This window comes from Butyricicoccus sp., from assembly GCF_050872565.1.
In the GTDB taxonomy this organism is placed as follows: domain Bacteria; phylum Bacillota; class Clostridia; order Oscillospirales; family Butyricicoccaceae; genus Butyricicoccus_A.
Genome location: NZ_JBNMHC010000009.1, coordinates 1 through 18796, shown reverse-complemented (window position 1 = coordinate 18796; position 18796 = coordinate 1). Strand labels below are relative to the sequence as shown.

Sequence of the window (18796 nt, the reverse complement as noted above, 5' to 3'; positions counted from 1 at the left end):
TTGCCCAAAACCGGCGAAAGCTAAAAACAAATCTTCGGGAGGTGGTTTTCCTGTTTCTGCTGTTCGCGCGCACACTGCTTGTCTACGCCGCAGTCATTGGCGGTCTGCGGTTTACCGGAAAACGACAGCTCGGTGAACTGTCCACCTCGGAATTTGCCGTTACCATTCTGGTTTCCGAGCTCGCCTCCATTCCTCTACAGGACACCGCCATCCCGCTGCTCGGCGGCATCGTCCCTCTTGTCACGCTGCTCGCCGTGGAAGTGCTCCTCTCCGGTCTCTGCCGAAAAAGTATCCGCGTCCGCCGCCTGCTGTGCGGCAACCCCTGTATGGTCATTCGAGACGGAAAATTTGATCCCGATATGCTGCGTCTGCTTCGCCTGTCACCGGAGGACATCTTAGACGGTCTGCGCATGGCGGGAGTCTCTCTCGTGTCCGATGTGCGCTGCGGCATCATCGAGACCAATGGACAGCTCAGTGTGCTGCTGTATGCAGACAAGCAGCCCCTCACGCCGTCCGACATCCATCAGCATCCCAAAGACACCGGCATGGCTCGCGTGCTCGTATCCGAAGGCAAAATCCGCCGCGGCATTTTGCAGCAGCTCGGCAAAGACGAGACTTGGCTGCTGCACGAGTGCCGCGCCCACGGCGTTGCCTCTCCGGCAGACGTTTTTCTCATGACGCTGGACGACTGCGGCAATCTATTTCTGCAAAAACAGGAGGCGCAGCGATGAAACGCATCTGGACAGCCGCCGTGCTGCTGATTCTTGTCTTATCCGGCTGTTTGTACAACCGATATGCCGTTTCCCGCGCGATTGCGCTGGTTTCTGCACCGCTGACGCAAGCCGTGCGCTGTGACGATCTCACACAGGCGCAAGGCTATCTTGCCGCGGCACAGGCGCAATACAGCGGGCAAGAGCGGTATTTATGCGCTGTGATGAACCGACAGCTGCTCGATCCTGTTCGCGCGGGGCTGGCTCGTTCTCAGGCTGCCGCGCAGCGCGGTGATGCTATAGAGATGCAGGTGTCTCTCGCGGAATTACAGCAGGCAGTAGCCGCCCTCCGGTAGACAGAAAAAATCCCGCCGGAAAACCGACGGGATTTTATCGTCATACCATCTTACAGGTACTTCTTCATGGTCTCGCTTGCAGTGCTTGCGTCACCGGACAGGGCAACGGTAAACTCTACATTGTGCTTGGAAGAGAACTCATCCAGAGCCAGCAGGAACTTGTCAGCATCCTCCGGCTTGTCATCACAAGCAACCTTGTACAGGCTGTCGATGTAGATCTTGGTGATGTCGTAGTTGCCAGCATGGATACCAGCTACGAAGCCCAGCAGGGATGCGTAGTCGGTTACGCTGTAGTCCATCACGTCGATCAGGCGTGCCTGATGAGAAATGTCAAAGTTCAGCTGATTGCCCTTTGCGATGCAAACAACGGAACCCGGCTCGTTAGCCGCAGACTCATTTACCTGATTGATAATGTCCTTTGTCTTGCCGCTTCCAGCAGCTGCCATAATTAATTTAACCATTTTGTTTTCCTCCCAATCTACTATGAGGTTGATATTATGGTATCATAAATTGTAAAAAAACACAACGGATTTTCACAAGAAAAAAAACAGTTCTTTGTGAATTTTTACATACTGGTCAAAAAATGAACGGTCAGCAGTCGTTTTTTCATGAGCAGATATTCCAGTAATTCCCGAAAAATATCCGCGGTGCTCTTTCTGTCGGCATCCTCCGCCGCAACCAACGTGCGCCGCGTGATCTCTCCATCGCTTCCGGTCAAGAGAATCTCTCCCATCGGATCGCCCTTCTCAATGGGTGCCTGCGCTTGTTCCGTGCAGCGTATCTCCCGTTTGACATTGCCCGCCTCCGCTTTAGTCATGAGCAGCGGGGTATCATCTTCCAATTCCACCGATACACTGTCCCGTGTTCCCAGCTCGACTGGGACAATCGGCAAGGTTTCTTGATCTAAAATCGGCACAACGGCATATCCGGCAAATCCATAATTTAACATCGCCGCAATGTCTTGATTGCGTGACTGCTTATCCGGCTCTCCGAGCACGACCGCAATCAGCCGCATTCCCTCTCGCTGCGCCACAGCAGAAATGCAGTATCCCGCCGTACTCGTATATCCGGTCTTGAGACCTACCATGCCATCGTACAGCTTGAGCATCTTATTGGTATTCGCCAGTCCAAACGAACCATTTCGCACAGAGTCCATCCAAATCGATGTATACGTCAAAATCTTGGGATGCTTGAGCAGCTCTTGGGAAATCAACGCCAGATCCCGCGCGGTTGTCTTGGTCTGCTCTCCATCCGTGTCCAAACCGTTTGGATTGACAAATTCCGTTCCCTTGCAGCCGAGCTGTTTGGCGCGTTCATTCATCATGGAGACAAAATGCGACTCACTGCCGCCCAAGTGCTCCGCCACAGCGACTGCCGCGTCATTCGCAGACGCAACTGCAATCGATTTGAGCATGTCATCCAGTGTCATCTGCTCGCCCTCTTTGAGATAAATCTGTGAGCCGCCCATCTCCGCCGCATGAGCGGAAGCGGTCACCAAATCATCCAGCGAGGCACTGCCGCTGTCCACAGCTTCCATCGTCAACAGCATGGTCATGATTTTTGTCACGGATGCCGGCGGGTGCACGGCATCGGCATTCTGCTCAAACAGCACTTGCCCGGCATCCGTCATCAAAATCGCGCCTTTCGCGTGTACCTCTCCCAATTGTGCCGCTGAGGCGGACACCGAGACCGCCGCCGCACAGAGTATACCCAAAACAGCGGCTAGGATATGCTTTCTCATCCGCTTCCTCCCCCAAAAAAGAAAAACCTGTTTTCTACATACTCTATGCAGAAAACAGGGACAGCATACCAAGTCAAAGACCGCCCGACAAGCGGACGGTCTCGCGGATTCGGTTTTAGTGAGAAATAATCATCTTGCCGATCTTTTCAATGAACGGCTGCGCTTGCTTCTGATCCGTGTACATCTTAACGCCAATCGGCTCAGAAATCTCCAGTCCAAACAGTCCTACCAATGATTTTGCGTCTGCAACGTACCAGCCTGACGAAAGGTCAATGTCGAACGGCATCGCAGAGGCCGCATTGTTGAGCAGCGTCAAATCGTCAGGTTTGCTGAGCTTAATCTGTAGTTTAACCATTTTTTCTCCTCTCCCGCAGTTGTAACTCTCTGTAAAATTTATTATAATGTCCTTTGTGAATTGTTTCTATAATTTTAACGAAAAATTCACACGATTTTTACATTTTGACGGCACGCCGTCATCGGAGGAACAACTATGAAATTTTGCTTTGCAACACTTGGCTGCAAGGTCAATCAATTTGAAACGCAGGCACTCGCCCAGCTCGCTCAGCAGCGCGGCCACGTTCTCGCGGATACACAGGCAGATGTCTGTATCATCAACACTTGTACCGTCACGTCGTCCGGCGACCACAAAACCCTGCGCGTTCTGCATAAACTGCAAAAAGAAAACCCCCATGCTATCGTCGCCCTGTGCGGCTGCTTCGCGCAGACGGAGCCGGAACAGGCATCTGCCATTGACGGCGTGCACATCGTCTGCGGCACCTCTGACCGCGCGGCTGTGCTGGATTTATGCGAGCAAGCGGTGCACGACCGAAAATCCGTTTGTACGGTCACGGACAATCGAGAGCGTCAGGCATTTGAAGAGCTTCCCGCCGGTATTCTGCCCGGACACACCCGTGCCTTACTCAAGGTACAGGACGGCTGCGACAATTATTGTACCTACTGCATCATTCCGTATGCCCGCGGACATGTGCGCTCTCTGCCGCTGGCAGACGCTGTCAAGCAGGCGCAGCAACTCGCTGCATCCGGCGTCAAAGAAATCGTTGTGACCGGCATTGAAATCGCCAGCTATGGCCGCGATTTGCCGGACAAGCCGAATCTCATCGACCTAATGGAACAATTCTGTGCGGCGGCACCGGATGTACGCTTCCGTCTCGGCTCATTGGAACCGCGTTTCATTACGGATGCTTTTTGCGAACGGCTCAAGGGCTTTTCCAATCTCGCGCAGCACTTTCATCTGTCGCTGCAATCCGGCTGTGATGCAACGCTGCGGCGGATGCATCGCCGCTATACCACTGCCCAGTTTCTCGCCGTTGTCGAGCGGCTCCGCGCCGCTTTCCCGGATTGTTCTATCACAACCGATGTCATCACCGGCTTTCCCGGAGAAACCGAACAGGAATTTGCACAGACACTAGAATTTCTCAGAACCTGTGCCTTCGCGTCCATTCATGTCTTTCCGTATTCTGAGCGCAGCGGCACGCCAGCGGCTTCTATGCCGAACGCCGTTCCGCCGCACATTCGCGCCCAGCGCGCTAATATTGTGCGCGATTTGGCGGCACAGCTGTCTTGGGATTTTCTCACACCGTTTATCGGCAAGACAACCTCTGTCATCTTAGAGCACGGCAGAAAAGACGCGCAGCCCGCCCACGGCACGTGGCATTTTTCCGTTCAGCTCCCGCCGAATACCGGAAAACAGGGTGATATTTGTCAGGTCAAGCTAACCGGCATCGCCAAAAACGGTATGACGGCAGAAAAAGTATAAGCAGACAGCAAAAATGGGAAGCCTCGCGCTTCCCATTTCTTATTTATTCTTGATGTTGTCCCAATAGGCTTTTGCCCGCTGCTCCAGCTTGTTGTCTCCATAGACATAATACTGTGCGTCTTTGATGGTATCCGGCAGATATTGCTGCTGCACCCAGTGATTGGGATAGCTGTGCGGATACTGATAGGTCAAGCCGCGTCCCAACTTCTTGGCACCGGAATAATGACAGTCTTTCAAATGTGCAGGGACATCGCCGGATTTTCCCGCGCGAACATCCGCCATCGCCGCGTCAATCGCTTCAATACCGCTGTTGGATTTCGGTGCCGTCGCCAGCAAAATAGCCGCGTCTGCCAGCGGAATACGTGCTTCCGGCAAACCGAGCTGATTGGCCATATCCACACACGCTTTGACAACCGGCAGAGCCTGCGGATACGCCAAACCAATATCCTCCGCCGCAATGACCATGAGTCTGCGGCAAGCAGAAATCAAATCCCCGGATTCCAGCAATCGCGCCAGATAATGGACAGCGGCATCCGGATCAGAGCCGCGAATAGACTTTTGCAGACCAGACAAAATATCATAGTGCTGGTCGCCGTCGCGGTCATAGCGCATACTGGAACGCTGTGCCGCCTGCTGTGCGTCCTCCATGGTCACGGTTTTGTTTTGCGCCGCCTGCGCGAGCAGCTCAACAGCATTGATGGCTTTTCGCACATCGCCGCCGCACGCCGTCGCAATATACGCACAGACTTCTTCCGGCACCGACAGCGAATCATCCGCCAGCGCAAAGGCTCTGCGCACGGCGGGCTGAATGTCTGCCGCTTCAATGGGCTTGAATTCAAACACCGTGCTTCGGCTCAAAATCGCATGAAAGACGTAAAAATACGGATTTTCCGTCGTCGATGCAATGAGCGTGATGCGCCCGTCCTCAATGAATTCCAACAGAGACTGCTGCTGTTTCTTGTTAAAATATTGAATCTCATCCAGATAAATCAACGCGCCATTGGGTGCCATCAGCGTGCCCAGCTCATCAAAAATCTTTTTGATGTCAGCGATGGATGCTGTGGTCGCATTGAGTCGATACAGCTTGCGCTCGGTCTGTGCTGCAATAATCGAGGCAACCGTCGTTTTTCCCACACCGGACGGGCCGTAAAAAATCATGTTTGGAATATTGCCGCTCTCGATAATCCGGCGCAGCAGACCGGATTTTCCCAGAATATGCGGCTGGCCAACCACATCCGCCAGTGTGGTTGGGCGGATACGGTCGGCCAGAGGCTGAAATTTCATGTTATTCTAACTCTTAATACAGCGGGAACTGCTTGCAGATCTCTTCGACGCCAGCGCGGATTGCGTCAGCCTTGTTGTCGAAGTCAAAGATTGCGTCAGCAATAAAGCCTGCAATCTTGTCCATCTCCGGCTCCTTGAAGCCGCGGGTGGTAACTGCCGGTGTGCCCAGACGAACACCAGAGGTAACAAACGGGCTCAGCGGCTCATTCGGTACGGTGTTCTTGTTTGCGGTGATGTATACAGCGTCCAGACGGTTCTGCAGCTCCTTACCGGTGATACCGGTGCCGCGCAGGTCAACCAGCATCAGATGGTTGTCGGTGCCGCCGGATACCAGCTTAACGCCGCGCTTGGTCAGACCTTCTGCCAGAGCCTGTGCGTTCTTGCGGATCTGTACCTGATATTCCTTGAATTCCGGCTTGAGTGCTTCGCCGAAGCAAACAGCCTTTGCAGCGATGATGTGCATGAGCGGGCCGCCCTGGGTGCCCGGGAAGATAGCAGAGTTCAGCTTCTTCGCCAGTGCCTCATCATTGGTCAGAATGCAGCCGCCGCGCGGACCACGCAGGGTCTTATGGGTCGTCGTGGTAACCACATCTGCGTACTCCATCGGATTCTGATGCTCGCCTGCTGCAACCAGACCGGCAATGTGTGCCATGTCAACGAACAGATACGCGCCAACTTCCTTAGCGATCTCTGCAAACTTGTCAAAGTGAATGGCACGCGGATAAGCGGAAGCACCTGCAATAATCATCTTCGGCTTGTGCTCCAGAGCCTTCTTGCGTACATCCTCGTAGTCGATATAGCCATCGTCGTCTACGCCGTAAGCGACGATGTTGTACAGCTTACCGGACTGGTTTGCCGGAGAGCCGTGGGTCAGATGGCCGCCGTTGTCCAGGCTCATGCCCAGCACGGTGTCGCCCGGCTGGCACAGTGCCTGATACACTGCCATGTTTGCCTGTGCACCGGAGTGCGGCTGTACATTCGCATACTTTGCGCCGAACAGCTTGCATACGCGCTCGATTGCCAGATTCTCTGCAATGTCAACACATTCACAACCGCCGTAGTAACGCTTGCCCGGATAACCTTCTGCGTACTTGTTGGTCAAAACGGTACCCATAGCAGCCATGACGGTCGGGGATACAATGTTCTCAGATGCGATCAGCTCAATGTTGCGGCACTGACGGTCGTACTCCTTGCGAACTGCCTCGCCCAGCTCCGGGTCCATGCTGGTGATAAAAGAAATGTTCTCTTCAATTCTCTGTTTTTCTGCCATCGTCTGAAATCCTCCATGTTCGACATTACAGTATGAATTACACAAACAATCAGCTGTTTTTTCTTGTGTTTATTCTAATTAAAGCAGGATTCCCTATCTTTTGCAAGACAGTTTTTCATAAATTTCATTTTTTCCGCTTCCTGCATCAAAATTTGTAAGATTTACCTGATTTTTTGTGCATTTTTTGTGTTATAATGACAGGAGACTTTAGCGCGTCATACTTTTTGACGCAAAACCACCAAAAGGAGCTGATTTCATGCTGACACCAGAACAGCGCGCCCTTGCCGCTGTCGAGCGCTTGGAGCAGGAGTATCCTGACGCCATCTGTGCGCTGCAATATACCCAAGACTATGAACTGTTATTTGCCACTCGTCTGTCGGCGCAGTGTACAGATAAGCGCGTAAACATTATCACCAAAGATCTATATGCCAAATTTCCCACGCTGGAATCTTTTGCTCTCGCAACAGAGGGAGAGATCGAACAGATCATCCGCCCGTGCGGACTCGGCAACTCCAAAGCGCGAGATATTCACGCCGCCGCAGTCTATCTGCTAGAGGTACATAACGGCAAAGTGCCCGGCACGATGAAGGAGCTGCTCAAAATTCCGGGAGTCGGACGCAAGACCGCCAATTTGATTCTCGGCGATTTATATCATCAGCCCGCCATTGTCACGGATACGCACTGCATTCGCCTCGCCAACCGCATCGGGCTGGTTGACGGCATCAAAGAGCCGGCAAAAGTAGAAAAAGCCCTGCGGCCGCTCATTCCGCCGGAGAAATCCAGTGATTTCTGCCATCGGCTCGTGCTGCACGGCAGAGAAGTCTGCACAGCGCGCAAACCGTACTGCGAGCGCTGCTGTCTCAAAGACATCTGCAAAACCGGCAGCGAGCAATAACCAAAAGAGGATTGGCATCAGCCAATCCTCTTTTTTTCTATGTACTTACAGTTGTGTGTCTAGTTCTTCTTCCGCTGAGACAACCAGCGGGCCAATCGGCTCCAAGGCGTCGAACTTTTCCTTGTTTGCCTCGTAAATCATCCGCAGGCCGGTCAGCGTCAAATTGGCGTCCACGTCCGTGATGGTGTCGCAGTATTCCGCCATCATTCGGCCCATACCGCCGGTAGCAACCACGCGGCAATTGCCGTGAATCTCCGCCTTCATCTCATGTACAATGCCCTGAATTGCACCGGCATAGCCGCGCACAGCACCCGACTGCATACTCATGACCGTATTCGTGCCGATGGCCTTCTCCGGCCGCACAATGTCTACGCGCGGCAGCTTAGAAGCCTTCTGGAACAGCGCTTCCATCGCAACCTTGATGCCCGGGAAAATCGCGCCGCCGCAGTATGCACCGGTCTCATCAATGACATCAAATGTCGTTGCCGTGCCAATATCAATGATGATAAGCGGCGCGCCGTATTTCTGAATCGCAGAGACCGCATTGACCAGACGATCAATGCCGACCTCGCGCGGATTGTCATAGCGGTTTACCAGACCGGTATCCACGTCCTTGCCGACAATCATCGGGCGCACGCCGATGTACTTGCGAATCGCATTGATGAGCGTATACATAACCGGCGGCACAACCGATGCCACGATAACCGCCTTGGTATCCTTGGTCTGCAAGCCTAAGAACGAATAATACATGTGAATCTGCATACCGATCTCATCCGAAGTGCGCTCCGCCGTTGTGGACAGGCGGAAGCTGCCGATCAGTTCTTCGTCCTTATAAATGCCAAAAACCGTATTGGTATTGCCTACGTCAATTGCCAATAACATATTTCATTCCTCTTTCCCAACGGTTCCCGCGCTCAAAGCCAGAGCCGTTTCTTCTTTGTATTTTTCAAATAAACCAGCTCCGATTCTATGGCATCACCCTGAATCGTAAGCCGCAAATAAGACGGCGGTTCCGCCGTGTAGGGCCTGCTGATGCTGCCCGGATTTGCCACGAGAACGCCATCCTCTTGATGGATCTCTGCCCGATGCGTGTGTCCATACAGAGCCGCTTGGCAGCCTTCTGCTCGCGCTGCCTCGACAAGCCGTTTGGTATCGCGCCGCACGCCATACAAATGTCCATGTGTCAAGAACAATCTCACGTGTTCCACCGGGATAACCATGCTGTTCGGCGTCTCATCGTCACCCCAGTCATTGTTGCCGCGCACATTGTACACGGGCAGCTCCGGATATACAAAATGGATGTCTTCCACATCGCTCACCAGATCTCCCAAATGCACAACCGCATCCGGCTTTTCTTCGTCGATTAAGGCGAGCATGTCCGTGATATTGGCACGATGTGAATCGGAAAATACGAGCAATTTCATCTTTCGTTCCCCCGCAGCCTGATAGTATCTTCCATGACTATACACTATTTTTTCCAGAAAGTCAAAGAACAATTCCGCCTGCTCGTGCGTATACTACATTGAACCCAATCCAGCAGGAGGTATTTTTATGCAGCAGAAAGACATGGAGGCACTGCTTCGGCAATTTTCGCAGCAATCCGGCGATGCCGCAGCGGTTGCCCGTCTCAAAGCAAATATGCAGGCACCACGGAACCAACGCGCCGCGCAAACTATCCTCAAGCAGCACGGAGCCAGCTTGGAGCAAGCCATGCGGCACATGCAGGCAGGCGACACAGAAGGTGCCAAGCAAATCATTCAGCGCACGATGCAGACGCCGGAGGGTGCCCAGCTCGCCCAGCAAATCGCCCGCCTGATGGGACGGTGACGCCGCTTGGAACCCGCTGATCTGTTATCCCATGTATTGCAGGATCCCGAAGCCATGCAAAAGCTGTCCGGTATGGCAGCGGAGCTGCTGGGCAGCACTGCCGCACCAGAAGAACCGGCAGATGCCGCTGTGCCGCCGCACCATGCCAATTCTCGTGCAGAATTATTACATGCTCTGCGCCCGTTTCTGTCCCAAGATACCTGCGCACAGATTGCTCACGCCGAACGCATCCTTTCTATGGCTCGCATGGCAAAAACAGCCGCCCGGCAGTTTCTTCCGCCGGACGGCCGCACAAAGGAGATCTAAGATATGTACAATAAGTATTTGCAGACCACCTGTCCGCCGCCGGATGCGCCGCCTCCTCCGCCACCGCCGTGTCCGCCGTCCAAGCAGCAGGAATCCAGCAGCATTTTTTCCTCTCTGGGAAATCTATTCGGCAAAGAAGGCGGACTGAGCCGTTTGTTTGAGCAAGACACTCTGCTCGTTGTGCTCATTTTATATTTTCTGCTCAAGGACGAGGACGGCATCGATCACGATTTGCTGCTGCTCGCAGGTATTTTTCTGCTCATCGGCTTATAGCATCAAAAGCCCTCTCGATGCACGAGCTGATACAGCAGCGCATTGACAATTGCCGCCGCAACATTGCTGCCGCCCTTGCGGCCGCGCGCAACGATATGCGGTGCAGAGGAGCGAAGAATCAGCTCTTTTGATTCCACGACATTGACGAAGCCCACCGGCACACCGATAATCAGCTCCGGCTTCAAATCCTGCTCTTTCATCAGACGATCCAGCTCAATCAGTGCCGTCGGTGCATTGCCGATGGCAAAAATCACCGGTACATCCAATTGGGCGGCGCGTTCCATAGAAACGGTGGAGCGCGTCACGCCGCGTTTTTTTGCCTCTTCCGCAACATCCGGATCCGCGACAAAGCAGTGTACTTCTCCGCCGAATTTTGCCAGCGTCTTTTTGTTGATGCCTGCCTTGACCATATTGGTATCCGTGATGATGTGCGCGCCGTTTTGAATGGCTTGCAAGGCGTGCGGCACAACGCCTTCCGAAAAGACCAGATTATCTGCATACTCAAAATCCGCCGAGGTGTGAATGACGCGCTTGACAACCAAGCCAATATCCTCCGGAAAAACGCGGTCTCCCAGCTCCTCCGTGATGATAGCAAAGCTGCGCTTTTCAATGTCTGCCGGTTTGATAATTTCAAAATCCATGTATCGCTCTCTCCTATCGCTCAATGCCACGGCGCGCCGCAATTCCCTTGTCATACGGATGCCGTATTTTTTTCATCTCTGTGATATAATCCGCCAAATCCAGCAGCTTTTGCGGTGGATTGCGTCCGGTCATCACCAGTTCCAGCGACTGCGGACGAGCTTGTATCAAAGTTACCAGCTCCTCTACATCCACCATGCCCGTTGTACACGCCGCCATAATCTCATCGAGAACCAGCATCCGCAGGTGCTGGGCATCGGCAAATGCCCGATGCAGCAGCTGCATGTGGTCGCGTCGTGCCTGCGCTTTTTCCTCCGCGTTCATCTGAAACGTAAATTTGGTTCCCTGCTTGGCGCGGAGAAGCTCAACATTGGAGAATGTCTGTATCGCGGTCACTTCACCGCTGTCTCCGCCCTTGAGAAACTGCGCAATGCGCACCCGCTCTCCGATTCCCGCACAGCGCAGCGCGAGACCAAACGCACACGTTGTTTTTCCTTTTCCCTCTCCGCAGTAAATGTGAACGAGTCCGCGCTCCATCTCACACCTCCCGATTGAGAATGCGATAAATCGCATCCATATCCAGAGCTTCGCGCACGGCATCCGCGAGCCGATTATACTGCTGCTGTTTATATGTCTCTGCGTCAAATGCCTGTACATCCTCTGCGGACAAGCCTTTGCTTTCCAGCAGCGCGGTAATCAGCTTACGGCTGACTTCTTCTCGGTCAAAAATACCATGCACATATGTGCCGTAACAGCTGCCGCACTGTGCGCCGTCTATCACCGGGCGGCCATTGCGCTGAATTTCTGAGAAATTGTCTGCGTCCGGCTCATAGGTCGTTTCGCCCATATGAATCTCATAACCGTCCATCTGCACGCCAGTCAAACCGGCAAAGATTCCGGTAAGATGTCCGATTGCACCGTGCACCTGCGTGGTGGTTTTCTTGGCGCAAAATGTCGTGTGCACAGGCAGCAGTCCCATACCGTCCATCGTTCCGCCTGCCTCGACCTGCTCCGGGTCGGCAAGCGTCAGACCCATCATCTGATAGCCGCCGCAGATGCCAAATACCGGCATACCGGAAGCCGCATATTTCTTAACCGCCGCTTCCAAACCATTTTGCCGCATCCATTTGAGATCTTCCATTGTATTTTTGCTGCCCGGAAGCAGCAATAAATCCGGCTGCTTGAATTCTGTGGTTCGCGTGATATAGCGTACGGATACGCCCGGCATTCGTTCCAGCGGGGCAAAGTCCGTAAAATTCGAGATGCGCGGCAGACGAATCACGGCAATATCCAGCACTGCCGGTGTCTGCTTGGATTGCAGACGTTCAGACAGGCTGTCCTCATCGTCAATATCCAAATGCAGATACGGCACAACGCCGACAAACGGAATCGGCAACTTTTCCTCCATCATATCCAGTCCCGGCTTGAGAATGTCTACATCGCCGCGGAACTTGTTGATAATCAAGCCCTTGATGCGCTTTTGTTCTTCCGGCTGCAATAGAGCCACCGTGCCGTACAGCGAAGCGAATACACCGCCACGGTCAATGTCTCCGACAAGCAAAACCGGCGCATCTACCATTTCTGCCAATCCCATATTCACAATGTCATTTTCGCGCAGATTGATTTCCGCCGGAGAACCGGCGCCCTCGATAACAATGACATCATATTCTTCCGCCAAGCTGTGATATGCCTGCAAAATATCCGGAATCAGCTTCTTTTTGTACGGGTAATAGTCCTTTGCCGCCATCGTGCCGCGCGCCACACCATTGACGATGATCTGGGAGCCGCAGTCGCTGGTCGGCTTGAGCAAAATCGGATTCATGCGCACATCCGGTTCAATACCTGCAGCTTCCGCCTGCATGACCTGCGCCCGTCCCATTTCTGCTCCATCCGCTGTGATAAACGAATTGAGCGCCATATTCTGTGACTTAAACGGTGCCGCCTTGAGTCCATCCTGCCGAAAAATGCGGCACAGAGCTGCCACCGTCAGGCTCTTGCCCGCATTGGATGTTGTTCCCTGTACCATGATTACCTTTGCCATGCCGATTCCTCCTTTAGCTGCCGCAAGGTGTGCAGCAGAACAAAATTTTCCATCTCGTTGCGCACAGCAACACGAAACCACGTGTCATCCAATCCATGATAATTGGCACACGAGCGGATTAAAATCCCGCGGTCATGCAGCCGCTGCTGTAAATCCGGCATCTCTGTGCTGCGAAACAGCAGATAATTTACTTGTCCGTCTACGACATACATGCCCAACTCTTCCAAGCCGCGTTTGAGTATCGCTCGCTGCTGGGCGACATACTCGCGTGTTTTTTGCGGAAAATCGACATCTTGTGCCGCCGCCATGCCGCACGCCTGGGCAATGACGGATACCGACCACGGCGCACCAGCTTCATACAATTTGTCTATCAAATCTTGATCGGACGACAAGCAATAGCCCAATCGAATGCCCGGCATCGCGTACATCTTAGTAAACGACCGCAACAAAATCAGATGCTTGTTGTCGTGGAGCTGATCCGCCATGCTGCTGGTTTCCGGCTCGCAAAGAAAATCATGGAAGCACTCATCGACAAGCAGCCGTGCGCCGACCGCGGCGCAGCGTTCCATTCCTTTCTTCACCAGCCATTTCGGTGTGAGCAATCCCGTGGGATTGTTCGGGTTGCACAGCACGACCAAATCGACATCTTGTGTCACCGCGTCCCAATGCGCCGGTGTTATCGTTAACTCCTCACCCAGCGAAATGCGCACGATCTCACTGCCCACGAGCTGTGCCGCCTCTTCATACTCCGCAAACGTCGGCGCGGGCAACAGGATTTTCTTCGGGCGAAGCGTCAGCATGAGGCGGTACAGCACATCGGCGGCACCGTTTCCGCAGAAAATCTGCTCCGCTGGCACAGTATCGCGCTGCGCGATAGCCCGCCGTAAGGCGCGGCAAAACGGATCCGGATAGTGCAGACAACCAGAAATCGCCTGCTGCGCCGCCTGACGCACGCTGTCCGGTATGCCGAACGGATTGATATTGGCCGAAAAATCCAACGGCTCTTCCTTCCATGCTTCGGCGTAAATATCCCCGCCATGTATGTGCTTCATATTACCACCCCAGTTTCCACATGATTGTCCATCGAACCGCACACAGGACACACACCGCAACTGTCGATGTCCAATACATCAGGCGATTGGTGCGCACAATGTCCTCCGGTTCAATCGGACGATTGGCATCACCCAGTGTCGGTTTCTCATACAGTGTTCCAAAATAATAGGCGTTTCCCGCGAGCTGTACACCGAGTGCACCGGCGCACGCAGATTCCGTCTGCGCAGAATTCGGGCTGGCGTGCTGCAAGCGGTCGCGTCTAAAGCATTTCCATGCACCTCTTGCATCCAATCTCGCCGGTTTGGCACACAACACAAACAGCAATCCGCTCAGCCGAGCCGGAATAAAATTCCACACATCATCCATCTTGGCAGAGAAGCGGCCGAAATACAAAAACTCCTCATTTTTATAGCCCACCATTGAGTCCAGTGTATTGACGGCTTTATACGCAAAGCCGAGCGGCGCGCCGCCGATAAGCAAAAAGACGAGCGGTGCAATGACACCATCGCTGGTATTCTCCGCCACGGTCTCTACCGTTGCTTTCGTCACCTGTGCTGCGTCCAAATGCGCGGTATCGCGTCCGACAATCCACGAGACATACTTCCGCGCTTCCTGCAAGTCTTTTTTTTGCAGTGCACAATACACGCGCAGTGCCGCCTGTTTGAGCGACTTTGCCGCAAAAATCTGCCAGCAAAATACCGTTTCAAGAATAAACGCCAGTACGGGGTGAATCCAGCCTGCCGCATACAAAATTGCCGCTGGAATCAGCCAAGACGGAATCACAACGACAAACCACAGGACAACACCTGCCCGCAGCTGGCCACGCTCAGAATCGGAAAACCATGTCCGCAGTTTCTTGCTCCAAAACGAAATCATGGAACCAATGCCCATAATCGGATGCCATAATTGTTCCGGATCGCCGAGCACACAATCGAGTAAAAAGCCGAGAAAAACGGCTGCTGCTACGTTCATGCTTCCCCCTTGATACAGGTGGCGATACCGCAGTAGACACGGTACACCCGATCTGCCTGTGCCGCTATATCACAACACAATCTGCCGGTATATTCGCGCCATTCCCGTTCAAACACGTCAATCGGAACGACACCACCGCCGACTTCCTGACACACAACGGTCTTGCCGACAAAATCCGATGCGTTGGGCAGCGGTGTTTTGTCTCGCATCGCCTGCTGGACGCGCACATGCAAATCGTCTACGATGTCTTGTTCCGGCGAAAGCGTGCGCGCAAAAGCGGTCTTGCCCTGCGCCGCACCGCCGATAATGAGTATTGTCATGCTATTTCCTTTCTCACCGCAAGATAATGCCGCCGATCACCACACACAGCAGCATCAGTGTCTCGCATACCGTGATGCACATGCCGCACAAATCTCCGGTAATGCCGCCAAAGTTTCGGCGGCACATGCGAATGTGGAAGCAATAAAAGCCGGCATATGCGGCAATTGCCAGCACACCGATACCCTTTGCGAGCACAACGGTGAGCACGGCAAGCACCAATTCCCACACGAGCATCACGTGACTGACGGTCTTTTTATCCGCGCTGTCCGCAAAAATATGCGCGAGGCCAGAGTTCTTGGCACATGGCTGGGTGACAATCATGCCGCCGCCCAGTGCCCGCGCCCCGGCATAGCCGAGACAAAGCAGTTTTGCACTCGCCGGAGTCTCATAGACCTGCGCGAACATGCCGAGCTGAACCATAAGCAGCACACCAATCCACAAAATCGCAAAAGCACCGACATGCGGATCTTTCAAAATTTCCAGCCGCTTTTCTTTATCGCCATACGAACACAGCGCATCACAGGTATCGACAAAGCCATCCAGATGGATGCCGCCGGTAATCACAACCGGAATCAATACCGCTCCCGCCGCATACAACAGACTGGACAACGCCAGCTTTCCCGCCAGCAGCAGCCAGCCATATTCGCAGCCGCCGACCAAAATACCGATAAGCGGCAAAAAGCTCAGTGCGTACCGCATGGTGTTGTCTTTCCATTCGATTTGCGGCAGCGGCAGCGCTGAATACAAGCCAAACGCCACCAGCAGACCGCCGAACAGTTCTTTTATCATGTATTTTCCCTCTTTTTATGTACAATCGGAATGCCGCACACACTCTCAATCACCCAATCCGCCTGTTCGGCAAGATATTGGTTCATGCAGCCGAGCGCGTGCAAATACCGCATCGTCCATTCGTCATACGTCACGCCATCCGTGAAAATATCGTTGCTGACGACAACAACGTGCTCACAAGACGCTCGTAGTGTGCGAATGCCCGAAATAATGCTATGATTCCAATTATTTCCTGCGCCGTCCGGCGAAAACATTTCATTCGCCAGTGCATTGCTCATGCACTCGAACAGCGCGGCAGTGTAGCCGCTCGGCACCGTCATCGTGTCGAACCGCTTGGCGTGTTCCCACGTCGTAAAGCCCTTTCCGGCGCGCAGTGCCCGATGGCGGGCGATACGCTTTTGTGCCTCTTCGCCCTCTGTCTCCATCGCCGCGACATACAGCATCGGTTTTCCGTCTGCCAATTCGCAGACGATACGCTCTGCCAGCTCGGATTTTCCGCTGGCGGCGCCTCCTGTTACCAGTATCAGCATATCGGCTCAGGAAAGCGGCTGATACGCTTCGATGTGGCTGTCATCGAACGTATTGCCATTGGTGTACAACGAAGCTGCCGCATCCAGCATACCAAACAGCAGTACGGCGCCGGTGCCTTCGCCCAGAGCCATGTTGGCATCAATCATCGGCTTTACGCCTAACGCCTGTTCCAGCAGCACGCCCGCAGGCTCTGCCGTATGATGCGACGCGATAAGATAATCGCGCACAGCGGGGCACAGCCGCACCGCACACAATGCCGCCGCGGCAGAAATGACGCCATCCATGATTGTCGGCAGACCGCACAGCGCGCCGCCCAAAAACAAACCAGTCAGGCCGCACAAGTCATAGCCGCCGACTTTGCTCAAAATATCAATCGGGTCGTGCTGATCCGGCTGCCATTGCTCCAAGGCGCGCGTGACCACTTGAATCTTGCGCACGAGACCTTCCGAAGTCAGTCCCGAACCGCGTCCCGTGACCAGTTCTACCGGCGCATGAAGCAGTGCCGCTGTGACTGCCGCCGTCGACGTCGTATTGCCGATGCCCATTTCGCCGGTTGCAATGACATCATAGCCTTGTTCTCGGCACAGCAAAGCGATCTCTATGCCAACACCGATGGCCTGCACCGCCTGTGCACGGGTCATTGCCGGCTGTCTGGCAAAGTTTTTCGTGCCATACGCGATTTTTCGATGCAGCACCCCGCGGCTGTGTACCTCACTCGCTACACCAATATCCACTGGAATGACATCCGCTCCGGCAGCGCGTGCCATATGGCACACCGTGGACGTTCCCTTGCCCAAATTTTCTGTGATAATCCGCGTGACATCCTGTCCGGTTTGGGAAACGCCTTCTTCTACTACGCCGTTATCCGCACACAGAACGATCACTGCCTTCTTGCGCAAATCCATGACCGGCGTGCGGCGAATGCCCGCTATTTTGACGAGTGTATCCTCTAAATCTCCCAATCCATGCAGCGGCTTGGCGAGCGCATCCCAGTGATACTTTGCCCGTGCCATCGCCTCTGCATCTAATGGCGGAATCTGTTCCAATACCTGTTCTAGTGTCATCGTTTCACCTCCCGATGATAGGTCTGACATGCCTGTAAAAATCGTTGTGCCGCTGGAATATTGCCCACAAAATGCAAATGCGGATACCCTGCGTGCAGCGTATCCGACGCATGAATGCACTGCCAGCCGTGGTTTCTCAGCGGTTTGCTCGCGGAAAAATCCGCGCCCTGCTCGCTGCTCTGCGCATAATGAAATTCATGCGCTGTCAGGGTTTCGCCCTTGCGGCACAGCAGCGAATCTTTGTTTGCCGTCAGCGTCACATATCCAAACTGTTTGAGCCGTTTTCCCATCTCCGCTGTGCCGCCGCAGACATTTGCCATCGGCACACCGGTCAGCGTTTGATGCAGCAGCAAAAAGCCGCCGCATTCTGCAATGGTCGGCATATGATTGGTAATCGCCGCGTGAATATCCGCCAGCATAGAGCGATTGGCTCCCAACTGCTGGGCATACAGCTCCGGATACCCGCCGCATAAATACAAGCCGTCCAATTTTTCCGGCAAGTGCGCATCGTGCAGCGGAGAGAACAGCACAAGCTGTGCACCCATGCGCGTCAGTACATCTAAGCTGTCTGCGTAATCGAAACAAAATGCCTCGTCGCGCGCAATACCGATGCGCAGTCCTGTCCCGCAAACCGGAACCGGCGGCAGCTGCTCACACAGCTCCGGCGCGGTTTGGGCGAGAGCAAGCAGATCATCCAGCTGCAAGCCATCGCGCGCGTGCTGTGCGAGCGTCTGCATTTTTTGTCTGAGATCTTTGATTTCCGCCGCAGTAACCAAGCCCAAATGGCGGCTCTCCACCGCACAAGTCGTATCGGTCGGCATCGCGCCGAAAACAGGCAGACCGGTGTTCTGTTCGATGATATTCGCATAGTAATCCGTCATCATCGGCGAAATGCCATTGAGTATTACACCGCGAATGGTGTTTTGTTCAAAGTCCAAAAAGCCGCG

At 53.9% G+C, this 18796-nt stretch carries 24 protein-coding genes; 7 read left to right on the top strand and 17 right to left on the bottom strand.

The annotated features are described in order from the left end of the window. Both ACR0P9_RS01225 and ACR0P9_RS01220 read left to right on the top strand, forming a co-directional pair. The coding region (locus ACR0P9_RS01225; protein WP_432617027.1) for a DUF421 domain-containing protein at positions 1-731 on the top strand (731 nt) is incomplete at its 5' end. Beyond that, complete coding sequence (locus ACR0P9_RS01220) at positions 728-1066, top strand: DUF4363 family protein (RefSeq protein ID WP_432617026.1); 339 nt, start codon at positions 728-730, stop codon at positions 1064-1066. The genes ACR0P9_RS01225 and ACR0P9_RS01220, both read left to right, overlap by 4 nt. Before the next feature lie 50 nt (positions 1067-1116). Here ACR0P9_RS01220 and ACR0P9_RS01215 read toward each other — a convergent pair whose 3' ends face one another. The 3 genes from ACR0P9_RS01215 to ACR0P9_RS01205 all read right to left on the bottom strand — a co-directional run bounded on the left by ACR0P9_RS01215 (position 1117) and on the right by ACR0P9_RS01205 (position 3162). After that, complete coding sequence (locus tag ACR0P9_RS01215; RefSeq protein ID WP_432617025.1) at positions 1117-1527, bottom strand: hypothetical protein; 411 nt, start codon at positions 1525-1527, stop codon at positions 1117-1119. A 104-nt stretch (positions 1528-1631) separates the two neighbouring features. Further along, a complete protein-coding gene (locus ACR0P9_RS01210) occupies positions 1632-2807 on the bottom strand; it encodes a D-alanyl-D-alanine carboxypeptidase family protein (protein ID WP_432617024.1) in 1176 nt (391 codons plus the stop codon). A gap of 115 nt (positions 2808-2922) precedes the next feature. Next, positions 2923-3162: an HPr family phosphocarrier protein gene (locus ACR0P9_RS01205; RefSeq protein WP_432617023.1), complete on the bottom strand. Its 240-nt coding sequence runs from the start codon at positions 3160-3162 to the stop codon at positions 2923-2925. A 135-nt stretch (positions 3163-3297) separates the two neighbouring features. Here ACR0P9_RS01205 and mtaB point away from each other — a divergent pair, with 135 nt between their 5' ends. Continuing rightward, entirely contained in the window at positions 3298-4584 is a 1287-nt protein-coding gene (mtaB, locus tag ACR0P9_RS01200; RefSeq protein WP_432617022.1) for a tRNA (N(6)-L-threonylcarbamoyladenosine(37)-C(2))-methylthiotransferase MtaB, read from the top strand. 39 nt (positions 4585-4623) lie between these two features. On the opposite strand, the gene ACR0P9_RS01195 is transcribed toward mtaB, so the two are convergent. Together ACR0P9_RS01195 and glyA are read right to left on the bottom strand one after the other, a co-directional pair. Next, positions 4624-5868 (bottom strand): replication-associated recombination protein A, encoded by a 1245-nt coding sequence (locus tag ACR0P9_RS01195; RefSeq protein WP_432617021.1) that lies wholly within the window; start codon positions 5866-5868, stop codon positions 4624-4626. A 13-nt stretch (positions 5869-5881) separates the two neighbouring features. Beyond that, positions 5882-7138, bottom strand: a complete 1257-nt coding sequence (glyA, locus tag ACR0P9_RS01190) for a serine hydroxymethyltransferase (RefSeq protein ID WP_432617020.1) — start codon at positions 7136-7138, stop codon at positions 5882-5884. Between the two features lie 259 nt (positions 7139-7397). Between glyA and ACR0P9_RS01185 the strand changes: the two genes are divergently transcribed. Beyond that, a complete protein-coding gene (locus tag ACR0P9_RS01185) occupies positions 7398-8033 on the top strand; it encodes an endonuclease III domain-containing protein (protein ID WP_432617028.1) in 636 nt (211 codons plus the stop codon). 45 nt (positions 8034-8078) lie between these two features. On the opposite strand, the gene ACR0P9_RS01180 is transcribed toward ACR0P9_RS01185, so the two are convergent. Then, positions 8079-8915, bottom strand: a complete 837-nt coding sequence (locus ACR0P9_RS01180) for a type III pantothenate kinase (RefSeq protein WP_432617019.1) — start codon at positions 8913-8915, stop codon at positions 8079-8081. Positions 8916-8947: 32 nt separating this feature from the next. Next, entirely contained in the window at positions 8948-9457 is a 510-nt protein-coding gene (locus tag ACR0P9_RS01175) for a metallophosphoesterase family protein (protein WP_432617018.1), read from the bottom strand. A gap of 127 nt (positions 9458-9584) precedes the next feature. Between ACR0P9_RS01175 and ACR0P9_RS01170 the strand changes: the two genes are divergently transcribed. From ACR0P9_RS01170 to ACR0P9_RS01160, 3 genes are read left to right on the top strand one after another with little or no spacing between them, the layout of a single operon-like run. After that, positions 9585-9860: a hypothetical protein gene (locus ACR0P9_RS01170; protein WP_432617017.1), complete on the top strand. Its 276-nt coding sequence runs from the start codon at positions 9585-9587 to the stop codon at positions 9858-9860. A gap of 6 nt (positions 9861-9866) precedes the next feature. Beyond that, positions 9867-10166, top strand: a complete 300-nt coding sequence (locus tag ACR0P9_RS01165; protein WP_432617016.1) for a hypothetical protein — start codon at positions 9867-9869, stop codon at positions 10164-10166. A 3-nt stretch (positions 10167-10169) separates the two neighbouring features. Next, entirely contained in the window at positions 10170-10439 is a 270-nt protein-coding gene (locus ACR0P9_RS01160; protein WP_432617015.1) for a hypothetical protein, read from the top strand. A 2-nt stretch (positions 10440-10441) separates the two neighbouring features. Here the strand turns inward: ACR0P9_RS01160 and ACR0P9_RS01155 are convergent, their stop codons facing one another. From ACR0P9_RS01155 to ACR0P9_RS01110, 10 genes are all read right to left on the bottom strand, one after another. Further along, positions 10442-11080: a precorrin-8X methylmutase gene (locus ACR0P9_RS01155; RefSeq protein WP_432617014.1), complete on the bottom strand. Its 639-nt coding sequence runs from the start codon at positions 11078-11080 to the stop codon at positions 10442-10444. Positions 11081-11093: 13 nt separating this feature from the next. After that, positions 11094-11615, bottom strand: coding sequence for a cob(I)yrinic acid a,c-diamide adenosyltransferase (locus ACR0P9_RS01150; RefSeq protein WP_432617013.1), 522 nt, complete (start codon positions 11613-11615; stop codon positions 11094-11096). 1 nt (position 11616) lies between these two features. Further along, positions 11617-13119 carry a cobyric acid synthase gene (locus ACR0P9_RS01145; protein ID WP_432617012.1) on the bottom strand — a complete coding sequence of 501 codons (1503 nt, stop codon included), beginning with the start codon at positions 13117-13119 and terminating at the stop codon, positions 11617-11619. After that, entirely contained in the window at positions 13107-14171 is a 1065-nt protein-coding gene (cobD, locus tag ACR0P9_RS01140) for a threonine-phosphate decarboxylase CobD (protein ID WP_432617011.1), read from the bottom strand. The genes ACR0P9_RS01145 and cobD overlap by 13 nt, the downstream gene beginning before the upstream one ends. Before the next feature lies 1 nt (position 14172). Next, positions 14173-15144, bottom strand: coding sequence for an adenosylcobinamide-phosphate synthase CbiB (gene cbiB, locus ACR0P9_RS01135; RefSeq protein ID WP_432617010.1), 972 nt, complete (start codon positions 15142-15144; stop codon positions 14173-14175). Then, complete coding sequence (locus tag ACR0P9_RS01130) at positions 15141-15464, bottom strand: bifunctional adenosylcobinamide kinase/adenosylcobinamide-phosphate guanylyltransferase (RefSeq protein ID WP_432617009.1); 324 nt, start codon at positions 15462-15464, stop codon at positions 15141-15143. The genes cbiB and ACR0P9_RS01130 overlap by 4 nt, the downstream gene beginning before the upstream one ends. Positions 15465-15477: 13 nt before the next feature. Next, on the bottom strand, positions 15478-16254 hold the full coding sequence (locus ACR0P9_RS01125) for an adenosylcobinamide-GDP ribazoletransferase (protein WP_432617008.1): 777 nt from the start codon (positions 16252-16254) through the stop codon (positions 15478-15480). Further along, positions 16251-16784, bottom strand: a complete 534-nt coding sequence (locus ACR0P9_RS01120) for a bifunctional adenosylcobinamide kinase/adenosylcobinamide-phosphate guanylyltransferase (RefSeq protein ID WP_432617007.1) — start codon at positions 16782-16784, stop codon at positions 16251-16253. Before ACR0P9_RS01120 ends, ACR0P9_RS01125 begins: the two co-directional genes overlap by 4 nt. A 6-nt stretch (positions 16785-16790) precedes the next feature. Next, positions 16791-17849 (bottom strand): nicotinate-nucleotide--dimethylbenzimidazole phosphoribosyltransferase, encoded by a 1059-nt coding sequence (cobT, locus tag ACR0P9_RS01115; protein ID WP_432617006.1) that lies wholly within the window; start codon positions 17847-17849, stop codon positions 16791-16793. Then, positions 17846-18796 (bottom strand): cobyrinate a,c-diamide synthase (locus ACR0P9_RS01110; RefSeq protein WP_432617005.1); only part of this gene is annotated, 951 nt, incomplete at its 5' end. The genes ACR0P9_RS01110 and cobT, both read right to left, overlap by 4 nt.